The organism is Massilia putida (genome assembly GCF_001941825.1).
Lineage (GTDB): Bacteria > Pseudomonadota > Gammaproteobacteria > Burkholderiales > Burkholderiaceae_D > Telluria > Telluria putida.
This window is the reverse complement of record NZ_CP019038.1, coordinates 2169744-2186815: the sequence shown is the minus strand read 5'-3', so window position 1 is coordinate 2186815 and position 17072 is coordinate 2169744. Positions and strand designations below refer to the sequence as shown.

Here is a 17072-nt window from a genome sequence, read left to right as displayed (position 1 = left end):
TCAGAACCGATAGCGCGCGTTGACCAGCACCGCGCGGGACTCGCCCGGCATGTTGTAGTCGTTGGCGCCGCTGTGCGCCGACACGAAGTACGTCCGGTTCGCGAGGTTCTTGACGGTGACCGTCACGTCGACCTTCCGGCCTTCGTAGCCGGCGCCGAGCTGCAGGACGCCGTAGCCCGGCAACGTCGTCAGGTCGTCGGGCGAGGCGTAGCGGCTCGACTCCGCGCGGCCGCCGGCGGCGACCCAGAAGCGGTCGTTCAGGCGGTGCTTGATCCACGCATTGAACGTGTGACGCGGCGTGAGCGCGGCCGTGTTGCCTTCGAACGGCGTGCCGGCCGTCGTGCGTTCCGTCGAGTCCTCGATGGTGCCGCGCATGTTCGCATAGCCGGCGATCGCTTCCCAGCCGGGCGCCAGCTCGCCGTTGAAGCTCACCTCGAGGCCGCGCGTGCGCTGGCGGCCGACGGGCAGCGAGAAATTCGTGTTGGCCGGATCGGCCACCTGGATGTTCGTCTGCGTCATGTCGAACAGCGCCGCCGTCAGGCTCGAACGGGCCGACAGGTCGAGCTTGACGCCCGCTTCCTTGTTGACGGTCTGCGTGGGCTTCAGGGTGTCGCTGTTGGCGCGGAACGAGAACGAGTCGGCGATCGGCTGGAACGAACGGTTCCACGAGGCGTACAGCGCGACCGTGCTCGTGGGCTGGTAGACGGCGCCGAGGCGCGGGGACCACGTGTCGTCGACACGGTGCAGGTCGAGGTTTTTCGCGGTGCGGTCGTCGCGATCCTGTTTCAGGTGGTCGTAGCGCACGCCCGCCAGGATCTTCCACGTCGACGTCAGCGCCACCAGATCCTGCACGTACAGGCCGGCGATGTCGACGCGGTTCTTGTTGTCGGCGCTCGGTACGACGGTGTCCGGCAGCACCGGCAGGTCGACGAGCACCGGATGGAACAGGCTGTAGGTCGCGACGTTGTTGCGCGACCGGAGCACCTCGGCCTTGTTCTGGCGGCCGAGTTCCAGGCCGTACAACAGCTGGTGGTTCATCGTGCCCCAGTCGAGTTGCTGGGACAGCTCGTTCTGCAGATAGCGCCCGTTCTCGGCGCGCAGGCGGTGGCTCTGGCCGATGGCCACGGTCGGGTTGGCGCCGTCCTTGATGGCGCCGATCGACGTGTAGTTGCGGTCGAGGGCGTAGTGGTAGGCGCGCAGTATGGTGTGCAGTTTCAGGTCGGGCGTGAACACGTGGTCGAGCGTCGCGGTCGCGCTTTTCACATCGCTCTGCACGAACGCGCGCTCGGTGCCGTTCGCGGCGCCGAAATAGGTTTCGACCGGCACGTCGACGGGGCGGCCGTGGTAGCTCGGCACGCCCTGGTCGGCCAGGCGCTTGTCGTGCAGGTAGTCGGCCTGCAGGGTCAGCGTGGTGCGCGAGCCCAGCTTGAACGTGCCCGACGGTGCGAGCGCCTGGCGGCGCAGGAAGTAGCGGTCGCGGAAACCGGTCGAGTCCTCGACGGCGCCCGTCAGGCGGAACAAGGCGTCCTTGTCGCCGCTGGCCGCGCCGACGTCGAACTCGCCGCGGCGCTGCCCGTGCGAGCCGAACGTGACGCCCGCTTCACGCAGCGGATCGGCGAGCGGCTTCTTCGTGACGCGGTTGACGAGGCCACCGGCCGATCCGCGCCCGTACAGCACGGAGGCCGGACCCTTGAGGACTTCGACGCGTTCGATGTTCGACAGGTCGCGGAAGTACAGCGCGTCGTCGCGCACGCCGTCCACGAACTGGTCGCTGATGGCGGAGAAGCCGCGGATGGTCACCTGGTCGCGCTGGCCGTCGCCGACGGAAAAGGAGAGGCCCGGCACGTTCTGCAGCGCGTCCTGCAGCGACTGCGCGTTCTGGTCGTGCAGCACGACGGCCGGCACCACGTTGACGGTCTGCGGCACGTCGCGCAACGGCACGTTGATCTTGGTCGCCGTCGTCGACTCGGTGATGTCGTACGAGCCGGCGTCGAGTTTCCTGTCCTTGACGATCACTTCCGGCATCGCCGGTTCTTCGGCGTGCGCCTGCGCGGACAAGCCGCATGCGATGGCGACGAGGTAGGGTAAAGGACGAAGTGCGTGATTCATGACGTTCCTGTTGTTGTTTGAAGGTGTTGAAAATGGATGGCGCGCATGCCGATGGCGGCGAGCGCATACAGCAGCGCGACGGTCCAGAACATGGCGCAGAGGGGTACGACGGCCAGCGCCAGGCCGCCCGTGCCGGCCCCCAGCAGCGCGCCTGCCTTGGCGGCGCCGTTGCCCGCGCCGAGCACGCGGCCCTGTTCGTCGTCGGCCGCCTCGCGCGACAGCAGGCCGTAGAACACGGGCAGCAGCGCGGCGAGACAGGCGCCCCACAGCACGCGCGCCAGCAGGAACACGGCGATGTTCGCCGTGAGCGCCTGCACCGCGACGATGGCCACGCACGCCCAGCAGATCCGCTCGACCTGCGCGAGCACCTGCGCGTGCGCCATCCGTGCGAAGCGTTTCGCCCAGAACGGCGCGGCCGCGCACAGGCCGAGGGCCGTGCCCGCGTAGCACAGGCCCGTCACCCGGCTGGACGCGTGCAGGACCCCGTCGGCATACAGGCCGAAGAAGGTCTGCGGCATCATCTTCCCGGCCTGGACCAGCACGATGCCGAGCAGCAGACCCTGGACCGTGCTTGCCAGGGCCGCCGACCGCTGGCGCGCGCCGGCGGGTGGCGCGGCGGGCAGGGGAGCGACGGGGGGCAGGACGACGGCGGCCAGCGCCGCGCACAACAGGCATGCGGTGCCCGCGAGCACGTTCACGCTGCCGAAGCCCCAGGTATCGAACAGCCAGCCGCCGAGGACGGGAGCGGCCACGGAGCCGATCGCCGTCGCCGCCTGCAGCTGCGCCATCAGCGCGCCGCGTTCGGCCCGCGCCACGAGCCGCGCGCCGTAGGCTTGCGCCGCCGCGATGTAGCCGGCGAGGCCGCCCTGCAGCAGGCGCACGGCCAGGATGACGGCCACGCTGTCGGTGGCCGCGATCCACCACTGCGTGGCGGCCAGCGCGAGCAGGGCGCGCAGCAGCATCGGTTTGTGGCCGACCCGGTCGCCCAGGCGGCCCCACCATGGCGTCGTGCACATCGCCATGGCCATCGGGCCCGCGTAGGCGAGGGCGCTGACCCAGGCGAGCACCGGGGGCGGCAGGTCGCCCAGGCGGCGCAGGTGCAGGGGCCAGAACGGACCGCTCATTTCCATGGCGCCCATCGCCACGAGCTGCAGCGCGAACAGCCAGCGCGCGGTGGTCATGCGAGCGGATTGGGCATGGTGCCGTGCACGTCGTCCGATGTGTCGGACAGGCGCATGCGCAGGAACGATTTGGCGGGCCAGTCGTGTTCCAGCAGCGCCTCGCGTTCCGCATGCCAGCGGCGTTCGTCGACGCGCGCGCGCAGGCCCGTGAAGACGTCGTCCAGCACGTGCCGCAGGACGTCCCAGAAATGGTGCTCCGGGTGGCGGTAGCTGTGCGCCAGCAGCAGCGCCAGTTCGGACAGGTGGCACAGCAGCACGGCGTGCAGCAGCTTGTCGCGCACCGGCTCGTCGTCGTCGTACACGGTGACGCCGGCGCGATAGGCGTCGAGCGCCAGGCCGGCACGGCGCAGCGTCGGGCCGTGGATGCGCAGGTCGCCGAAGTCGCGTGCGAGCAGCCGGACGGGTTCGTACCGCTCGTCGAGCATGATGAAGCTGTTCTGCTGGTGCGCCTCGAACGCGATACCGTACACCAGGTAGGCGGACAGCAGCGCCGTCAGCACGGTTCGCGCATGGCGCTCGAAGTACGCGACGGCGCCGGCGGCGTGGTCGCCGTGGGTCAGCGCGACGAGCTCCGTCGCGAGCGGCCGGCCGCTGAACGGCGAGTCGGCGAACAGGGCGCCGACGGGGACCGGGAAGCGCGCGGCGCCGCCCTTGGCCATCGGATTGGCGCGGTACAGGATCGCGAGGTGGCGCGCGCGGTCGTCGTCGCCTTGCGGGTCGATGTAGTGCAGGCCCACGTCTTCGCGCACGATGTCGAGCGTGCCATCGAACCCGTTCTCGCGCTCGAGGATCGCGGCGAGCAGGCGCGTGATGCGCGGTCCCATCACGGTGGACTTGGGCGAGACCGTGCGCTGGACGCTGGTCAGGCGCAGCGACACGGGCAGCTTCAGGTGCGGCAGCGCGGGCGAGCCGGCCGGGACGACCGTGCGGAAGGACATGGTCGGCGTCGCGGCCAGCGTCACGTCGTCCAGCAGCACCAGGTCGCCTTGCGCGATCTCGGCCGCGAACTTGCGCGGGATCACTTCGCGAGCCTGGAACGGATGCAGGGGCAGGGGCAGCCAGCCGGCGGGGTGCTCGCCCAGCCGTGCCAGAGCCGCTGCCCAACGCCGCGCGTCCTCCGGGAAGTGGCCGGCGAACCAGGCGGCGTAGTCGCCGTCGCCGCCCGCGAACGTGACCCGGGCCTTGCCGGCGCGGAGCGCGGCCAGCGGCACGTGCACGGTCGGCTGGAATTCCGGCGACAGGGCCAGCACGTCGTCCGGCGACAGCCCGAGCTTGGTCTTGAACGTGGGATGCCAGGGGTGGCCCAGCGTGCCCCATTGTTCCAGCAGCAGGGCGGGGTTGGCGTGCTTCGAGCGGCGCAGCGCCGCGATGAAGTGGACGTCCGCGGACCCCAGCGCCGCGCGCAAGGTCCTGGCCCACGTCCGGCGGTAGCTGAGGCACAGGACGTCGTTGGCGAGGCTGTTGTCCAGCTCGTGGACGAGCCGCTGCAAGTCCTCGCCGCCGCCCGGCAGCGACGGCGCCACGCAGGCCAGCAAGGCCGCCGCATGCGATACCGGCTGCGGCCGTTCTCCCGTGGCGTAATACGACACGCCTCCCGTCAGCCGGCAGTCGCCGATGCGCCCCAGGGCGAGGCCTTCGAAGCGCAGCATGCCCTGCTGCGACCAGAGCGGGAGCCAAGATACGGCACCTTCCGTGACCAGCTGGTCCCGGTTCAAGAGGTGTTCGCGGAACAGCGCCTGCACCGTTCTCTGCAGGCTGCGCTGGCGCGCTTCGGACCAGGCCAGGTCCGCGGCGACGGCATCGAAGGTGTGATCGGTGGGTTTGAGCGGTTTCGGTATCGCGTTCATATCTTGCCTTCTCATTAACGGGAAAGAAGCATAACGTAAACGCGAATCATTCTCAATATCATTCGCAAAAAAGATACCGTGTTCGGTGCCGATATCGCACGATCCGTGCGATTTAATTTGATTAAATTGTTGAATTGGAGCAATATTCATTTCCCGTCCGGCTTTTTGGGCGCGTTGACGGGCTGATGTGGATTTCAATTTGACGAAACACGAAGGAGGTCCCCGGTGAAAGGTATTGTTTTTAATTTGTTGGAAGAAGCCGTGAGCAGCGCCTACGGCGACGCCACCTGGGATCGATTGCTCGACGCGGCCGGCCTGGACGGCGCCTACACGTCGCTGGGCAGTTATGACGACGACGAGATCTTCGCCCTCGTCCGCGTGGCGTCGGAAACGCTCGGCATCCCGCCGGACGATGTGCTGCGCTGGTTCGGCCAGCAGGCCATGCCGCTGCTGGCGCGGCGCTATCCGGCGTTCTTCGCCAACCACGCGAACGCGCGCAGCTTCCTGCTCACGCTGAACAGCATCATCCACCCGGAGGTGCGCAAGCTGTATCCGGGCGCGCAGACGCCGGTGTTCGATTTCGACACCAGCCTCGCCGATGTGCTGCGCATCGGCTACAACTCGCCGCGCCGCCTGTGCGCGCTGGCCGAAGGCTTCATGCGCGGCGCCGCCGGCCACTACGGCGAACGTGTCGAGATCGAGCAGCCCGAATGCATGCACAAGGGCGCCGTCCGCTGCGTCTTCCATGTCCGCTTCCTGCCGCAATGAACGAACCGGACAAGACCGCTTTTGAAGCCGAGATCGCGCGCCTCGAGCGGCGCCTGCGGCGCGAAACGGCGGCGCGTCAGGAAGCCGAGGCGATCGCTGAACGGGGCCTGCGCGACCTGTTCCAGCGCCAGCAGGAGATCGCACTGCTGGAGAGCATCGCCGTCGCCGCCAACGAGGCCGACGGCGTCCACGACGCGATGGCGCGCGCTTTGGCCGCCGTCTGCCGCTACACGCACTGGCCGCTCGGCCACCTGTGGCTGGTGACGGGGCGGCAAGGCCAGGAACAGGTCGAGTCGACGAGCACGTGGCATGACGAGACCGGCAGCGGCGACGCGGGCCCCGTCCAGGCACTGCGGTCGCATACCGAAGGGGCGGCGTTCGCGGCGGGCGCCGGGCTGCCCGGCGCGGTGGTGCGCAGCGGGGCGCCGGCGTGGATCGACACGGCCGCCGCCGACACGGCGGCAATCCCGCGCCTGCCGCAGATCGTGGACGCCGGCTTCGCCTCGCTGTTCGCGTTCCCCGTGATGATCGCGAGCGAAGTCGTCGCCGTACTCGAATTCTTCAGCCGCGAGCGGGTGGCGCCGGAGGCATCGCTGCTGCGGCTGCTGGCCCAGATCGGCACGCAGCTCGGCCGCGTGATCGAGCGCCGCCGCGCCCAGGACAAGCTGGTGCACGACGCCCTGCACGACCCGCTGACGCAGCTCGGCAACCGCAAACTGTTCCTGGACCGCCTTGCGCACCTGCTGAAGCGCGCGCGGCGCGCGGCGGACAATCATTTTGCCGTGTTGTTCGTCGACCTGGACCGCTTCAAATCCATCAACGACGGCCTCGGACACCAGTCCGGCGACCAGCTGATCATCGCGACGGCCCAGCGCCTGTCGCAGTGCCTGCGCCAGACCGACCTGGTGGTGCGCGACCGCGCGTTCTCGCGCGAGCACCTGGTCGCGCGCCTCGGCGGCGACGAATTCGTCATCCTGCTCGACCAGGTCGCGAGCGCCGAAAGCGCGATCGTGGTGGCCGAACGCATCATGGGCGTGCTGGCCGAGCCCTTCGAGGTGGCCGACCAGCGCGTGTTCGTGACGGCCAGCGTGGGCATCGCCCTCAGCGCCAGCGGCTATGCGGACGTGGAAGACATCCTGCGCGATGCCGACATCGCGATGTACCACGCCAAGCAGACCGGCCGCGCGCGCTGGGTGATGTTCGACCAGACCATGCAGCTGGCGGCCGTGCGCCGCCTGCAGCTGGAAGCGGACCTGCGCGACGCGCTGGCGCAGCAGCAGTTCTTCCTGCATTTCCAGCCGATCGTCGCGCCGCGCGACGGCCGCGTGCGCGGCTTCGAAGCCCTGCTGCGCTGGCGCCATCCGCTGCACGGCATCGTGCAGCCCGGCGAATTCATCCCGGTCGTCGAGGAGACGGGGCTGATCGAGCCGATCGGCGCCTGGGTCCTGGGCGAGGCGTGCCGCCAGCTGCGCGACTGGCAGCGCGACTTCGACCCGAACCTGTCGATGAGCGTGAACGTGTCGGCCGTGCAGTTCACGAGCGGCGACCTGGTCGACGTGGTGACGCGGGCGCTGGCCGAGACGGGCATTCCGCCCGCCAGCCTGAAGCTCGAGCTGACCGAGAGCGCCGTCATGGCCGACGCCGAGCATGCGCTCGCCGTGTTCGCCCAGCTGAAGGCGCTGGGCGTGCTCGTCAGCCTGGACGATTTCGGCACCGGCTATTCCTCGCTCAGCTACCTGCGCCGCCTGCCGATCGACACGCTCAAGATCGACCGCTCTTTCGTCAGCAAGCTCGATTGTTTCGACGACAAGCGCCAGATCGTCGAGGTGGTGCTGATGCTGGCGCGCGCGCTGGGCCTGGACGTCGTGGCGGAAGGCGTCGAGACCGAGGCCGAGCTGGACCTGCTGCGCGAGATGGGCAGCGACCTCGTCCAGGGCTATTACTACTATCGTCCGCTCGCGCCGGAAGATGCCGCGCGGGCGCTGGCGGAACAAGGATCCGATACGATGTGCTAAGGTGGCGCATCCATGAATGCATCGACACCTTCCCGCAGCGATTCCTACGTCGGCCGCTTCGCCCCATCGCCCACGGGCCCGCTGCACGCGGGCTCGCTGGTGGCCGCGCTGGCCAGTTATCTCGACGCGCGCGCCCACCACGGCACGTGGCTCATCCGCATCGAGGACATCGACGAAGGCCGCAGCGTGCCCGGCGCCGCCGAGGAGATCCTCGATCTGTTGCATCGCCTCGGCATGGAGTCCGACCGCGAGGTCGTGTGGCAGAGCCGCCGCAAGCACCTGTACCAGGCCGCCTATGACCGCCTCGCCGGCCACGTCTACCCGTGCGGCTGCAACCGCCGCGAGATCGCCGACTCGCGCCTCGGCTTCGCGCCCGACGGCGCCGCCATCTACCCGGGCACGTGCCGCCACGGCCTCGCGCCGGGACGCAGCCCGCGCAGCCTGCGCCTGCGCGTGCCCGAGGCGGGCGACGACGTCATCACGTTCCGGGACCGCTTCGCCGGCGTCGTCAGCCAGCGGTTGGCCAGCGAGTCGGGCGACTTCGTACTGAAGCGCGCGGACGGCTATTGGGCGTACCAGCTGGCCGTCGTCGTGGACGACGCGGAGCAGGGCGTGACGGACGTCGTGCGCGGCGCCGACCTGCTGGACTCCACGCCGCGCCAGATCTTCTTGCAGCGCCTGTTGAACGTGCCGACGCCGCGCTATCTGCACGTGCCCGTCGTGCGCAATGCGAACGGCGAAAAGCTGTCCAAGCAGACGGGGGCGCTGGCCGTGCGGCCGGGGGATGAAGCATCCGCCGTCGCCGCGCTGCGGGAATCGGCGGGGTTTCTCGGGTTGGATGTGGGCAGAGTGGCGTCGCTGGAGGAATTTTGGCGGGCCGCCGTCCCCGCGTGGGCCGCGTCGATGCCGTAGGCGGCCTTCCGCCCACGCGTGACGTTCGCGTCGTGCATGCGTCACGCGTGGGCACGTGATCGATGCCCCCGGCATCAATCACCCGCCCTACGTGTATCACACCGCATTTTCAAGCCGCCGGCCGCTTCCGGCTCATCCACATCAGTCCGGCCAGGCCCACTGCCAGCATCGACCACTCGGCCGCCTCCGGCACGGGGGGCGCGGCCACCAGCCAGCCGCGGATCTCGCCGTCCGGGAACGCGGTCGTGTGGATGTTGACGTAGGCCTCGTTGGCATTGATGGCGTCGATGAGCGCCGATTCGGCGCCCTGGACCGTGCCGCCGTGCGCGGTCATGAAGGCGGGCGTGTAAGACGCCGCCTCACCCAGCGGAATGGCATTGCTGTAGGTGCCCGCGTGGACGTCCAGGGGGAAGTCCGGGAACGGTACCGCGATCGGCGCCGTGCCCGTGAAGGCCGTGCTGGTACAGCAATGGATATGGGCCGCCGTGGTGGTGCCGGTCAGGTCGCGGAATGGCAGGTCGACGAACATTTCCTTCCCCCCAGGTCGATCGTGACGAGGCTGGTGCCGGGCGAGGCGTTGGGCGGATTTTCCAGCGCGCCGCTGGCGACGGCCCGGTAGGTCGGGTCGTTCGGCGCGGCGCCGGCGGGCAGGGCGACGGCGCTTGACGCCGCCGCCAGTGCGAGGACGGACAGAACGTGTTTCATGGATTACCTCCTGTTGAACAAGGGTCCTGCGGCGCACCCCGTCCTGGGGTGCTGTCCAAAAGCTAGCACCGCTGGCTTACGCGCTCGCACACGGTACGGATGAGATAGTGCTTTCGGGCGACTGAGATTTGGAAAGCTTGGCATAATCGCAAAAAAACGACCGGACATGGCCATGCGAACCTTACTTCCAGCCTTGCTCCTGACGGCCGCCGCCGGCCTGGCCCAGGCGCAGGACGCCTCCCTGCTGGCCGGCGCGATGCGCGTCGACAAGGACCACAGCGACTCCTCGTTCGCCGTCAACGTCGGCTATACCCAGCGCCTGACCCCGTACTTCGCGTTGAGCGCCGACTACCTGAACGAGGGGCATCCCAAGCTGCACCACCGCGACGGCCTCGGCGCCCAGGTGTGGCTGCACACCCGCGTGCCGGAGCGCGGCTGGTCGTTCGGCGCGGGCGCCGGCCCTTACTATTATTTCGACACGACGACGGGCAACGGCTCGCTGAGCGATTACCGCAACGAGCACGGCTGGGGCGAGCTGATGAGCGTGGATGCGATCTACCACCTGCATTCGCACGCCTACGTCGAGGCGCGGCTGTCGCATGTGCACGGCATTACCGACCGCGACACCACGCAGCTGATGGTCGGCATGGGCTATGAGCTGGGCACGGTGCCGAACTGGGAGCGCAAGGAAAACGCCGACAAGGGCGACGAGACGATCATGCTGCTGGGCGGCCGCTCCATCGTGAACAGCTTTAAATCGGAAAAGGCGACGGCATCGGGCATCGAGTATCGCCGCACGGTCAATCCGAACGCCGAATGGAGCGTGATCCTGATGAACGAGGGTAAGGTCGGCGTGGCCGAGCGCATCGGCGTCTCGACCCAGGTCTGGCTGCTGCGCCCGTTCACGGAACGCACCGTGCTGGAGATGGGCTTAGGCGCCTATGGCGTGCGCGACCAGCTCGACCGCACGAATGCCGAGGCCGAGCGCGTCACCCGGCTCACCGGGCTGGCATCGATCGGCATGCGCTACCGCATCAACGACACGTGGCGCGCGCAACTGACGTGGAACCGCGTCATCACGGACTACCACCGCGACTCGGACGTGTTCCTGCTGGGCGCGGGCGTCGTGTTCTAAAACGCGTTACAGCTTGGCGATCTGGCGGTCGATCGCCTTGCGCGCGCGTTCGCTGCGTTCGCTGTAGCGGTCGGTCAGATACGCCGTGCGGCCGCGCGTGAGCAGCGTGAACTTGTAGAGCTCTTCCATCACGTCGACGACGCGGTCGTAATAGGCGGACGGGCGCATGCGGCCGGCGTCGTCGAACTCCTTGTACGCCATCGGCACCGAGGACTGGTTCGGGATCGTGAACATGCGCATCCAGCGTCCCAGCAGGCGCAGCGTGTTCACCACGTTGAACGATTGCGAACCGCCGCAGACCTGCATCACGGCGAGCGTGCGCCCCTGGCTCGGCCGCACCGCGCCCTGTTCGAGCGGTATCCAGTCGATCTGGTTCTTCATGACGGCCGTGATCGCACCGTGGCGCTCCGGACTGCACCACACCTGGCCCTCGGACCACAGGCACAGTTCGCGCAGCTCGACCACTTTCGGATGCGTCTCCGGCACGCTGCCGACCATCGGTAAGTCCATCGGGTCGAACATCTTCACCTCGGCGCCGAAGTGCTCGAGGATGCGCGCCGCTTCGAAGGTGAGGAAGCGGCTGAACGAGCGCTCGCGCAGGGAACCGTACAGCATCAGGATGCGCGGCGGATGATCGGGGCCGCCGGCCGGCGCGAGCTTCCCGATCGTCGGATAGTCCAGCAGCTCGGGCTCGATATTGGGGAGATCCGGGATCTTGTTCATGTCAGTGGGTCGAGCGTCGCTCGGTGAAGTCGCTCGGTGCGACCGTACCGCCGACCGTGGCGCCTCTGGGTGCCGCCGGGTACAGCCACGTAAAGAGCAAGGTCGCGGCGATGGCACCGACAAGCTGCGCCAGGATGAACCCGGGCGCATCGGCCGGGCGGATGCCGGCGAACGTATTGCTGGCGGCGCGCGCCAGCGTGACGGCCGGATTGGCGAAGGACGTCGACGCCGTGAACCAGTAGGCGGCCGTGATATACGCGGCCACGGCGAACGGCGTGATGCCCGGCCGGCTGCGGGAACAGCCGATGATCACGCCGAGCAGTCCGAATGTCGCGACGCACTCGCTCCACCATTGCGCCGCGCCGGTGCGCACGTGCTCGGACGCGACGTAAAGCGGTTCGTCGAACATGGCATGGGCCGCCGCCACGCCGGCGAATGCGCCCGCGATCTGCACCGCCACGTAGGGCAGGACATCGGCGGCCGGGAGATTTTTTTGCCACGCTTCGGAGAGCGTCACCACCGGATTGAAATGGGCGCCGGAAATCGTGCCGAACATCAGGATCAGCGCCACCAGCCCAGCCCCGGTGGCGATCGTGTTGGCCAGCAGCGCGATGGCGACATTGCCGCCCGCGAGGCGCTCGGCCATGATTCCCGAGCCGACCACCACCGCGAGCAGCAGGGCCGTACCCACGCCTTCAGCGACCAGACGTCGTGCGAGCGTCATGCCGGTCTCTCCTCAACCCTGCACGGTGCCGATGCGATCCAGCTCGGCCTTCAGGCGGGCCGGATCGTCCTTCAGTGCGTCGAGCGGCAGGGCCAGGAATGCCTCGATGCGCGCCCGCAAAATGCGGTAAGCCTGTTCGAACGCGGCATGGATGTCGTCTTCGCTGCCGACGACATGGCTCGGATCGTCCACGCCCCAGTGCGTCCGCAGCACGGGGCCGAGGTACGCGGGGCAGGTTTCGCCGGCCGCGCTGGCGCACACCGTCACCACGATGTCCGGCGTGACGGGCAGGTCGTCCCAGGATTTGCTGGAGTAGCCTTCGGTGGAGATGCCTTTGCTGGCCAGCAGGGCGAGCGCCTTGTCGTTCAACTTGCCGGTCGGCTGGCTGCCCGCGCTGATGGCGTGCCAGCCGGCGGGCGCCAGGTGGTTGAAGACGGCTTCGCTGATCAGCGAGCGGCAGGAGTTGCCGGTGCAAAGGAAAAGTACGTTCATCGTGGGCAGGTGGTTCAGGCGCATGAGGTTGGGGAACAGGGACGGCCGCCGCAGCAGTTCTCGGTGAGGAAGCCGACCAGCGCGTTCATCGTGTCGAAGCGCGCGGCATAGATGACGAAGCGGCCTTCCTGGCGCGGCACGATGAGGTTGGCGTGCGTCAGTTCCTTCAGGTGGAACGACAGCGAGGAAGCGGGCAGGCCGAGCGTCTCCGCGATCCTGCTGGCGGCGAGACCCTCCGGACCGGCCTGCACGAGCAGGCGGAACGTGGCCAAGCGCGACTCCTGGGCGAGGGCGGCGAGGGCCGCGATGGCGTTCTTGTTTTCCATATTTCCAGTATAGTCGAAATATTGGGCGGCGGACAAGCGCGGCCGGGCCGCCGCGCCGGCGACTAGTCGCCGAGCCTGAGTTCCCAGTAGCCCACGTCGAGCCAGCGTCCGAACTTCTTGCCGACTTCCGAGAAATGCGCGACCTTGCGGAACCCGAGCGCTTCGTGCAGCGCGGCGCTGGCGTCGTTCGGCAGCGCGATGCCGCCGATGACGAGGTGCAGCCCGCGCCCGCGCAGGGCGTCGAGCAGGGCGCCGTACAGCATCCGCCCGAAGCCGCGGCCGGCGAATGCGCGGTCGAGGTACACCGAGCTCTCGACGGAATGCCGGTACGCGGGCCGCACGCGCCATTTCGTGGCATAGGCATAGCCGGCGAGCGCGCCGTCGACTACCAGCACGAGCCACGGCAGGCCGGCGGCGGCGACGTCGGCGATGCGCCGCGCCATCTCCGGTTCGGCGACCGGTTCTTCTTCGAAGCTGACGGTCGTCGTCGTGACGTAGTGGTTGTAGATGCCGCAGATGCGGGCGGCATCAAGGGGGGAGGCGGGGCGGATGTGGGTAGATATCGTCATGGTGATGGCGGTTCCTGGCCGGCCTGCTCCGGATGCCGCGCCTCCCAAGCCGCCAACGCCAGCTTGTAGTTCTCCAGCAGCATCTGGTAGACATCGAAAATACAGTTCGGACAGCCGGACCCGCAGCAATCCTCCAGCGCCGGTTCGATGGGCGGCAGCGGGCGCGGGTCGAGGTCGGGCGCGCTCATGGCTTTTTCCCGCCGTTGAGGATCGCCTGGATCTCCTCGCGTTCCTTGTCGCTCACGTGGCCGCGCAGGGCGGCCAGCACGAGCGCCTTGCCGGAGCCGGAAAAGACCTTGTGGATCAGGTCGGAGACGAGGCTCGTCTGCAGCGTGTCCTGCGGCTGGGCGGGCGCGTAGACGTGTGCGCGCCGGCTTTCGTCGCGCAGCAGCAGGCCTTTGCCGTGCATGAGTTGCAGGAGGCGCAGCACGGTGGCGGCGGTCAGATCGGGGCGTTCGGCCGCGATGGCTTCATGCACTTGTTTGGCCGTCGCGGGACCGAGCTGCCACAGGGTGCGCAGCAGCTCCAGTTCGGACGGCGTGGGCTTGGGTGGGACGGGAAGAGACATGCGCGCCAGCATACCCAATCGTGCCGCGGAAGTCGAGGCGCGCCCACCCCGCGCTCAGCCGTTCAGCTCATAGCTGCGCAGCACGAACACCGTCTTGCCGTGGCGCCGCGTGCAGACGCCTTTCATGACTTCACCCTGGCCCAGGTCCCACGTGAGGGCGCTGCCGGCCGCCTTGTCGGCGCAGGCCGCGTGCGCCTCGGCCGGGACGGGCGGCAGCTTCGGTGGCGGGGGCGGCACGGGGACGGGCGGCATCGCGGGCACGGCCGGGATGGCCGGCAGGGCGGGCGGCGCGCCGGCGTCGAGCGCATCCGGTGCCGGTGGTGCGGGCGGTGCCGGCGGCGCGGGCGGGGCTGGCGGAGCGGGCGGTACGGGCGGGGCCTTGCATTTGCCGGTGTTCGTCTTGCAGTGGATGCTCACGTGCACGTGGGCGTCCCGGACGGGCATGTCCCCGACGGGCATGTCCCGGACGGGCATGTCCCGGTCGTCGTGGTCGGTCGTCTGCGCCAGCGCGGGCAGCATGGCGGCACCGAGCAGGATGGCGAGGGTGGCGGCTTTCATGGTGGTCTCCTTGTCGCGGCCCGCGCCGATCGGCGGGCCATGCGTGCATCCTGCATCCGGATTGTGGAGAAAAAATGAAGACCCGCGGATCAGAGATCGAAGCGGTAACCGAGCCCGTAGATCGAATGGATCGCATCCACGCCGGGCAGCACGGCGTCCAGTTTTTTCCTGAGGTTCTTGACGTGGCTGTCGATGGCGCGGTCCGTCACGTCGAGGCTCGCGTTGCCCTCGCGCGCCATGTCCAGCAACTGGGCGCGCGAGAACACCTGGCCCGGCCGGCGCGCCAGCGCGGCCAGGATGCCGTATTCGGTCGGCGTCAGGTCGAGCACCTTGCCGTGGATGGCGATGCGGCGCGCGGCCGTGTCGATGGCGATGGCCGGGACCGGGCCGCCCGCGCGGCGCAGGATCGCCTTGATGCGCGCGACGAGTTCGCGCGGGCTGAAGGGTTTGCACAGGTAGTCGTCGGCGCCGGCCTCGAGGCCCAGCAGGCGGTCGATCTCTTCCACGCGCGCCGTCACCATCACGACGGGCAGGCCGGCCAGCACAGGATCCGCGTCGGCGCGCAACGCGCGGCACAGCGACAGGCCGTCGAGGCCAGGGAGCATCAGGTCGAGCACGACCAGCGCGGGCGGGTCGCGCCGCAGCGCGTCGAGCGCGGCCGCGCCGTCGCCGAACACGTCGGCCGTGTAGCCGGCGGCGCGCGCATAGTCGGCCACGAGCGCAGCCAGTTCCGGCTCGTCCTCGACGATGGCGATGCGTGCGGTCATGCGGACGCTCCTGCCGCGTCCTCGGCGAGCGGCAACGTCATGGTGGCGCGCAGGCCGCCGAGCGGCGCATGCGCGAAGGCGAGCGTACCGCCCTGCGCTTCCAGCAGGCGGCGGCACAGCGCGAGTCCCAGTCCGGCGCCCCCGTGCGCGCGGCTGCGCGAGGCGTCGACGCGGTAGAAGCGTTCCGCCAGGTGTGCGAGCGCATTGTCCGGCACGCCAGGCGCGCTGTCGTCCAGGTGTAGCCGGATCTGGCGGCCGTCCGCGTGCGCATGCAGATGCACGCGGCCGCCGGGCGCCGTGTAGCGCAGGCTGTTCTCGAACAGGTTGTCGAGCACCTGGCGCATGCGGTCGGGGTCCGCGGACACGGTGGGCGTCGACGGCGCCGGCCCGAGTTCCAGCGCGAGGCCCGCTTGCGCGAGTCGTTGTTCGAAGCCGCGCGCCTGGTCGCATGCGAGCGCCCACAGGTCCAGTGCCACGGGCTTGCAGTCGAGCGCGCCGACGTCGGCGCGGGCCAGCGCGTACAACTCGTCGATCAGTTTATTCAGCGCGAGCACCTGGCGCAGCATGGCGTCGAGGGTGTCCGGCGTGGCGCTGCGCACGCCGTCCTGCAGCGCTTCGATCTGGGCGCGCAGCACGGCCAGCGGCGTGCGCAGTTCGTGCGACGTATCCGCGACCCACTGGCGGCGTGCCTGTTCCGCGCTGGCCAGCCGGCCCGCGAGCGCATTGAAATGACGGGCCAGGTCGCCCAGTTCGTCGCTGCGGCGCGCATCGAGGCGCAGGTCGAAGCGGCCCTCGGACAGCGCCCGGCTGCCCGCCGCCAGTTGCCGGATCGGGCTGCGGAAGTGGCGCGCCAGCAGCACGGCGGCGAGGGCGCTCAGCAGCACGGCGAGCGCCACGATCTGCCACAGGCTGCTGGTGAGCTGCCGCAGGAAGGCGTAGGCCAGCGCGTCGCTGGGCCGGGCGCTGCGGGCGACGGCCAGGTAGCCGACCGTGCGGCCATCCACGTCGAGCGCGCGCCGGGCCAGCGTGGCGGCCGGCCCCGGACGGCGGCCCGCGAGCCACGCGCCGTGCGCGTCGAGCAGCGTGATGCGGCGTGCCAGCGGCAGCGGGCCGGGATCGGGATCAGGGGCGGGGGCGGGGGCGGGGGCGGGGGCGGGCGGAGGCGGGGCGATCGCGGCATCCGGCACTTCGGGTCCGGGCAGCGGCGGCAGCGGTGGCGCGGGCGGTGCGGGCGGCGCCGGCGGCGCGGCCGGGGCAGGGGCAGGGGCGGCCGGCGCGCCGTTCTCGCGCACGCGCTGCAGGCGCGCCAGCTCCTGCGCGACCCACTCCTGGCGGGCCTCCGGCGGAATGAAATCCCAGCCGTGACGGGTGCGGTACTGGCGCGCGAGGGCGGTGGACAGTTCTTCCAGACGGTCCAGCTCGATGCCGACGGCGTAGTCGCCGAAGCTCGCCAGCACATTCTGGCGCAGCAGGAACACGGCGGCCACGGCCACGGCAAGGATCGCCAGCAGGACGGATGCGAACAGGCGGTGGCCGATCGAGAACTTCAAGGCGGTGAGGGTGGGAAGTGGCGACAGTCCATTCTAGGGTATTTCGTGTGATAAATACGACGTGGCGGTCCCTTATACCTGATTTGGCTGGACAGCATATTGATTTTTGCCGAATGATTGCAT

19 protein-coding genes are annotated in these 17072 nt (G+C 69.3%); 4 read left to right on the top strand and 15 right to left on the bottom strand.

Features of this window, described 5'->3' with window-relative positions; translation table 11 throughout:
- Genes BVG12_RS12010 through BVG12_RS12000 form a run of 3 tightly spaced genes read right to left on the bottom strand, consistent with a single transcriptional unit; the run spans position 1 to position 5137 of the window.
- Positions 1–2109 carry a TonB-dependent receptor gene (locus BVG12_RS12010; RefSeq protein ID WP_075792584.1) on the bottom strand — a complete coding sequence of 703 codons (2109 nt, stop codon included), beginning with the start codon at positions 2107–2109 and terminating at the stop codon, positions 1–3.
- The gene (locus tag BVG12_RS12005; RefSeq protein WP_075792583.1) at positions 2106–3290 is read right to left on the bottom strand and encodes an MFS transporter; all 1185 of its coding nucleotides are present in this window, start codon (positions 3288–3290) and stop codon (positions 2106–2108) included. The genes BVG12_RS12010 and BVG12_RS12005 overlap by 4 nt, the downstream gene beginning before the upstream one ends.
- Entirely contained in the window at positions 3287–5137 is a 1851-nt protein-coding gene (locus BVG12_RS12000; RefSeq protein WP_169926811.1) for an IucA/IucC family protein, read from the bottom strand. Before BVG12_RS12000 ends, BVG12_RS12005 begins: the two co-directional genes overlap by 4 nt.
- Before the next feature lie 225 nt (positions 5138–5362).
- On the opposite strand from BVG12_RS12000, the gene BVG12_RS11995 reads away from it, so the two are divergent.
- Genes BVG12_RS11995 through gluQRS form a run of 3 tightly spaced genes read left to right on the top strand, consistent with a single transcriptional unit; the run spans position 5363 to position 8832 of the window.
- Positions 5363–5905, top strand: coding sequence for a heme NO-binding domain-containing protein (locus BVG12_RS11995; protein ID WP_075792582.1), 543 nt, complete (start codon positions 5363–5365; stop codon positions 5903–5905).
- Entirely contained in the window at positions 5902–7920 is a 2019-nt protein-coding gene (locus BVG12_RS11990) for a putative bifunctional diguanylate cyclase/phosphodiesterase (RefSeq protein WP_075792581.1), read from the top strand. Before BVG12_RS11995 ends, BVG12_RS11990 begins: the two co-directional genes overlap by 4 nt.
- A 12-nt stretch (positions 7921–7932) precedes the next feature.
- Positions 7933–8832: a tRNA glutamyl-Q(34) synthetase GluQRS gene (gluQRS, locus tag BVG12_RS11985; protein ID WP_075792580.1), complete on the top strand. Its 900-nt coding sequence runs from the start codon at positions 7933–7935 to the stop codon at positions 8830–8832.
- Positions 8833–8941: 109 nt separating this feature from the next.
- On the opposite strand, the gene BVG12_RS11980 is transcribed toward gluQRS, so the two are convergent.
- Both BVG12_RS11980 and BVG12_RS35070 read right to left on the bottom strand, forming a co-directional pair.
- A complete protein-coding gene (locus BVG12_RS11980; RefSeq protein WP_229503865.1) occupies positions 8942–9361 on the bottom strand; it encodes a CHRD domain-containing protein in 420 nt (139 codons plus the stop codon).
- Entirely contained in the window at positions 9331–9537 is a 207-nt protein-coding gene (locus tag BVG12_RS35070) for a hypothetical protein (protein WP_229503864.1), read from the bottom strand. Before BVG12_RS35070 ends, BVG12_RS11980 begins: the two co-directional genes overlap by 31 nt.
- A gap of 172 nt (positions 9538–9709) precedes the next feature.
- Between BVG12_RS35070 and BVG12_RS11975 the strand changes: the two genes are divergently transcribed.
- Positions 9710–10672 carry a hypothetical protein gene (locus BVG12_RS11975; RefSeq protein WP_075796322.1) on the top strand — a complete coding sequence of 321 codons (963 nt, stop codon included), beginning with the start codon at positions 9710–9712 and terminating at the stop codon, positions 10670–10672.
- 6 nt (positions 10673–10678) lie between these two features.
- On the opposite strand, the gene arsH is transcribed toward BVG12_RS11975, so the two are convergent.
- The 10 genes from arsH to BVG12_RS11925 form a co-directional block, all read right to left on the bottom strand.
- The gene (gene arsH / locus BVG12_RS11970) at positions 10679–11395 is read right to left on the bottom strand and encodes an arsenical resistance protein ArsH (protein ID WP_075792579.1); all 717 of its coding nucleotides are present in this window, start codon (positions 11393–11395) and stop codon (positions 10679–10681) included.
- Between the two features lies 1 nt (position 11396).
- Positions 11397–12119, bottom strand: coding sequence for an aquaporin (locus tag BVG12_RS11965; RefSeq protein WP_075792578.1), 723 nt, complete (start codon positions 12117–12119; stop codon positions 11397–11399).
- Positions 12120–12131: 12 nt separating this feature from the next.
- On the bottom strand, positions 12132–12611 hold the full coding sequence (locus BVG12_RS11960) for an arsenate reductase ArsC (RefSeq protein ID WP_075796321.1): 480 nt from the start codon (positions 12609–12611) through the stop codon (positions 12132–12134).
- A 14-nt stretch (positions 12612–12625) separates the two neighbouring features.
- A complete protein-coding gene (locus tag BVG12_RS11955; RefSeq protein WP_075792577.1) occupies positions 12626–12937 on the bottom strand; it encodes an ArsR/SmtB family transcription factor in 312 nt (103 codons plus the stop codon).
- A gap of 62 nt (positions 12938–12999) precedes the next feature.
- Entirely contained in the window at positions 13000–13506 is a 507-nt protein-coding gene (locus BVG12_RS11950; protein WP_075792576.1) for an arsinothricin resistance N-acetyltransferase ArsN1 family B, read from the bottom strand.
- Positions 13503–13694, bottom strand: coding sequence for an oxidoreductase-like domain-containing protein (locus BVG12_RS11945; protein WP_075792575.1), 192 nt, complete (start codon positions 13692–13694; stop codon positions 13503–13505). The genes BVG12_RS11950 and BVG12_RS11945 overlap by 4 nt, the downstream gene beginning before the upstream one ends.
- A complete protein-coding gene (locus BVG12_RS11940; RefSeq protein WP_075796320.1) occupies positions 13691–14074 on the bottom strand; it encodes a BlaI/MecI/CopY family transcriptional regulator in 384 nt (127 codons plus the stop codon). The genes BVG12_RS11945 and BVG12_RS11940 overlap by 4 nt, the downstream gene beginning before the upstream one ends.
- A gap of 54 nt (positions 14075–14128) precedes the next feature.
- Complete coding sequence (locus BVG12_RS11935) at positions 14129–14632, bottom strand: hypothetical protein (protein ID WP_075792574.1); 504 nt, start codon at positions 14630–14632, stop codon at positions 14129–14131.
- 89 nt (positions 14633–14721) lie between these two features.
- Positions 14722–15399, bottom strand: a complete 678-nt coding sequence (locus BVG12_RS11930; RefSeq protein WP_075792573.1) for a response regulator — start codon at positions 15397–15399, stop codon at positions 14722–14724.
- Entirely contained in the window at positions 15396–16949 is a 1554-nt protein-coding gene (locus tag BVG12_RS11925; RefSeq protein WP_075792572.1) for a HAMP domain-containing histidine kinase, read from the bottom strand. The genes BVG12_RS11930 and BVG12_RS11925 overlap by 4 nt, the downstream gene beginning before the upstream one ends.
- Between the last annotated feature and the right edge of the window lie 123 nt (positions 16950–17072).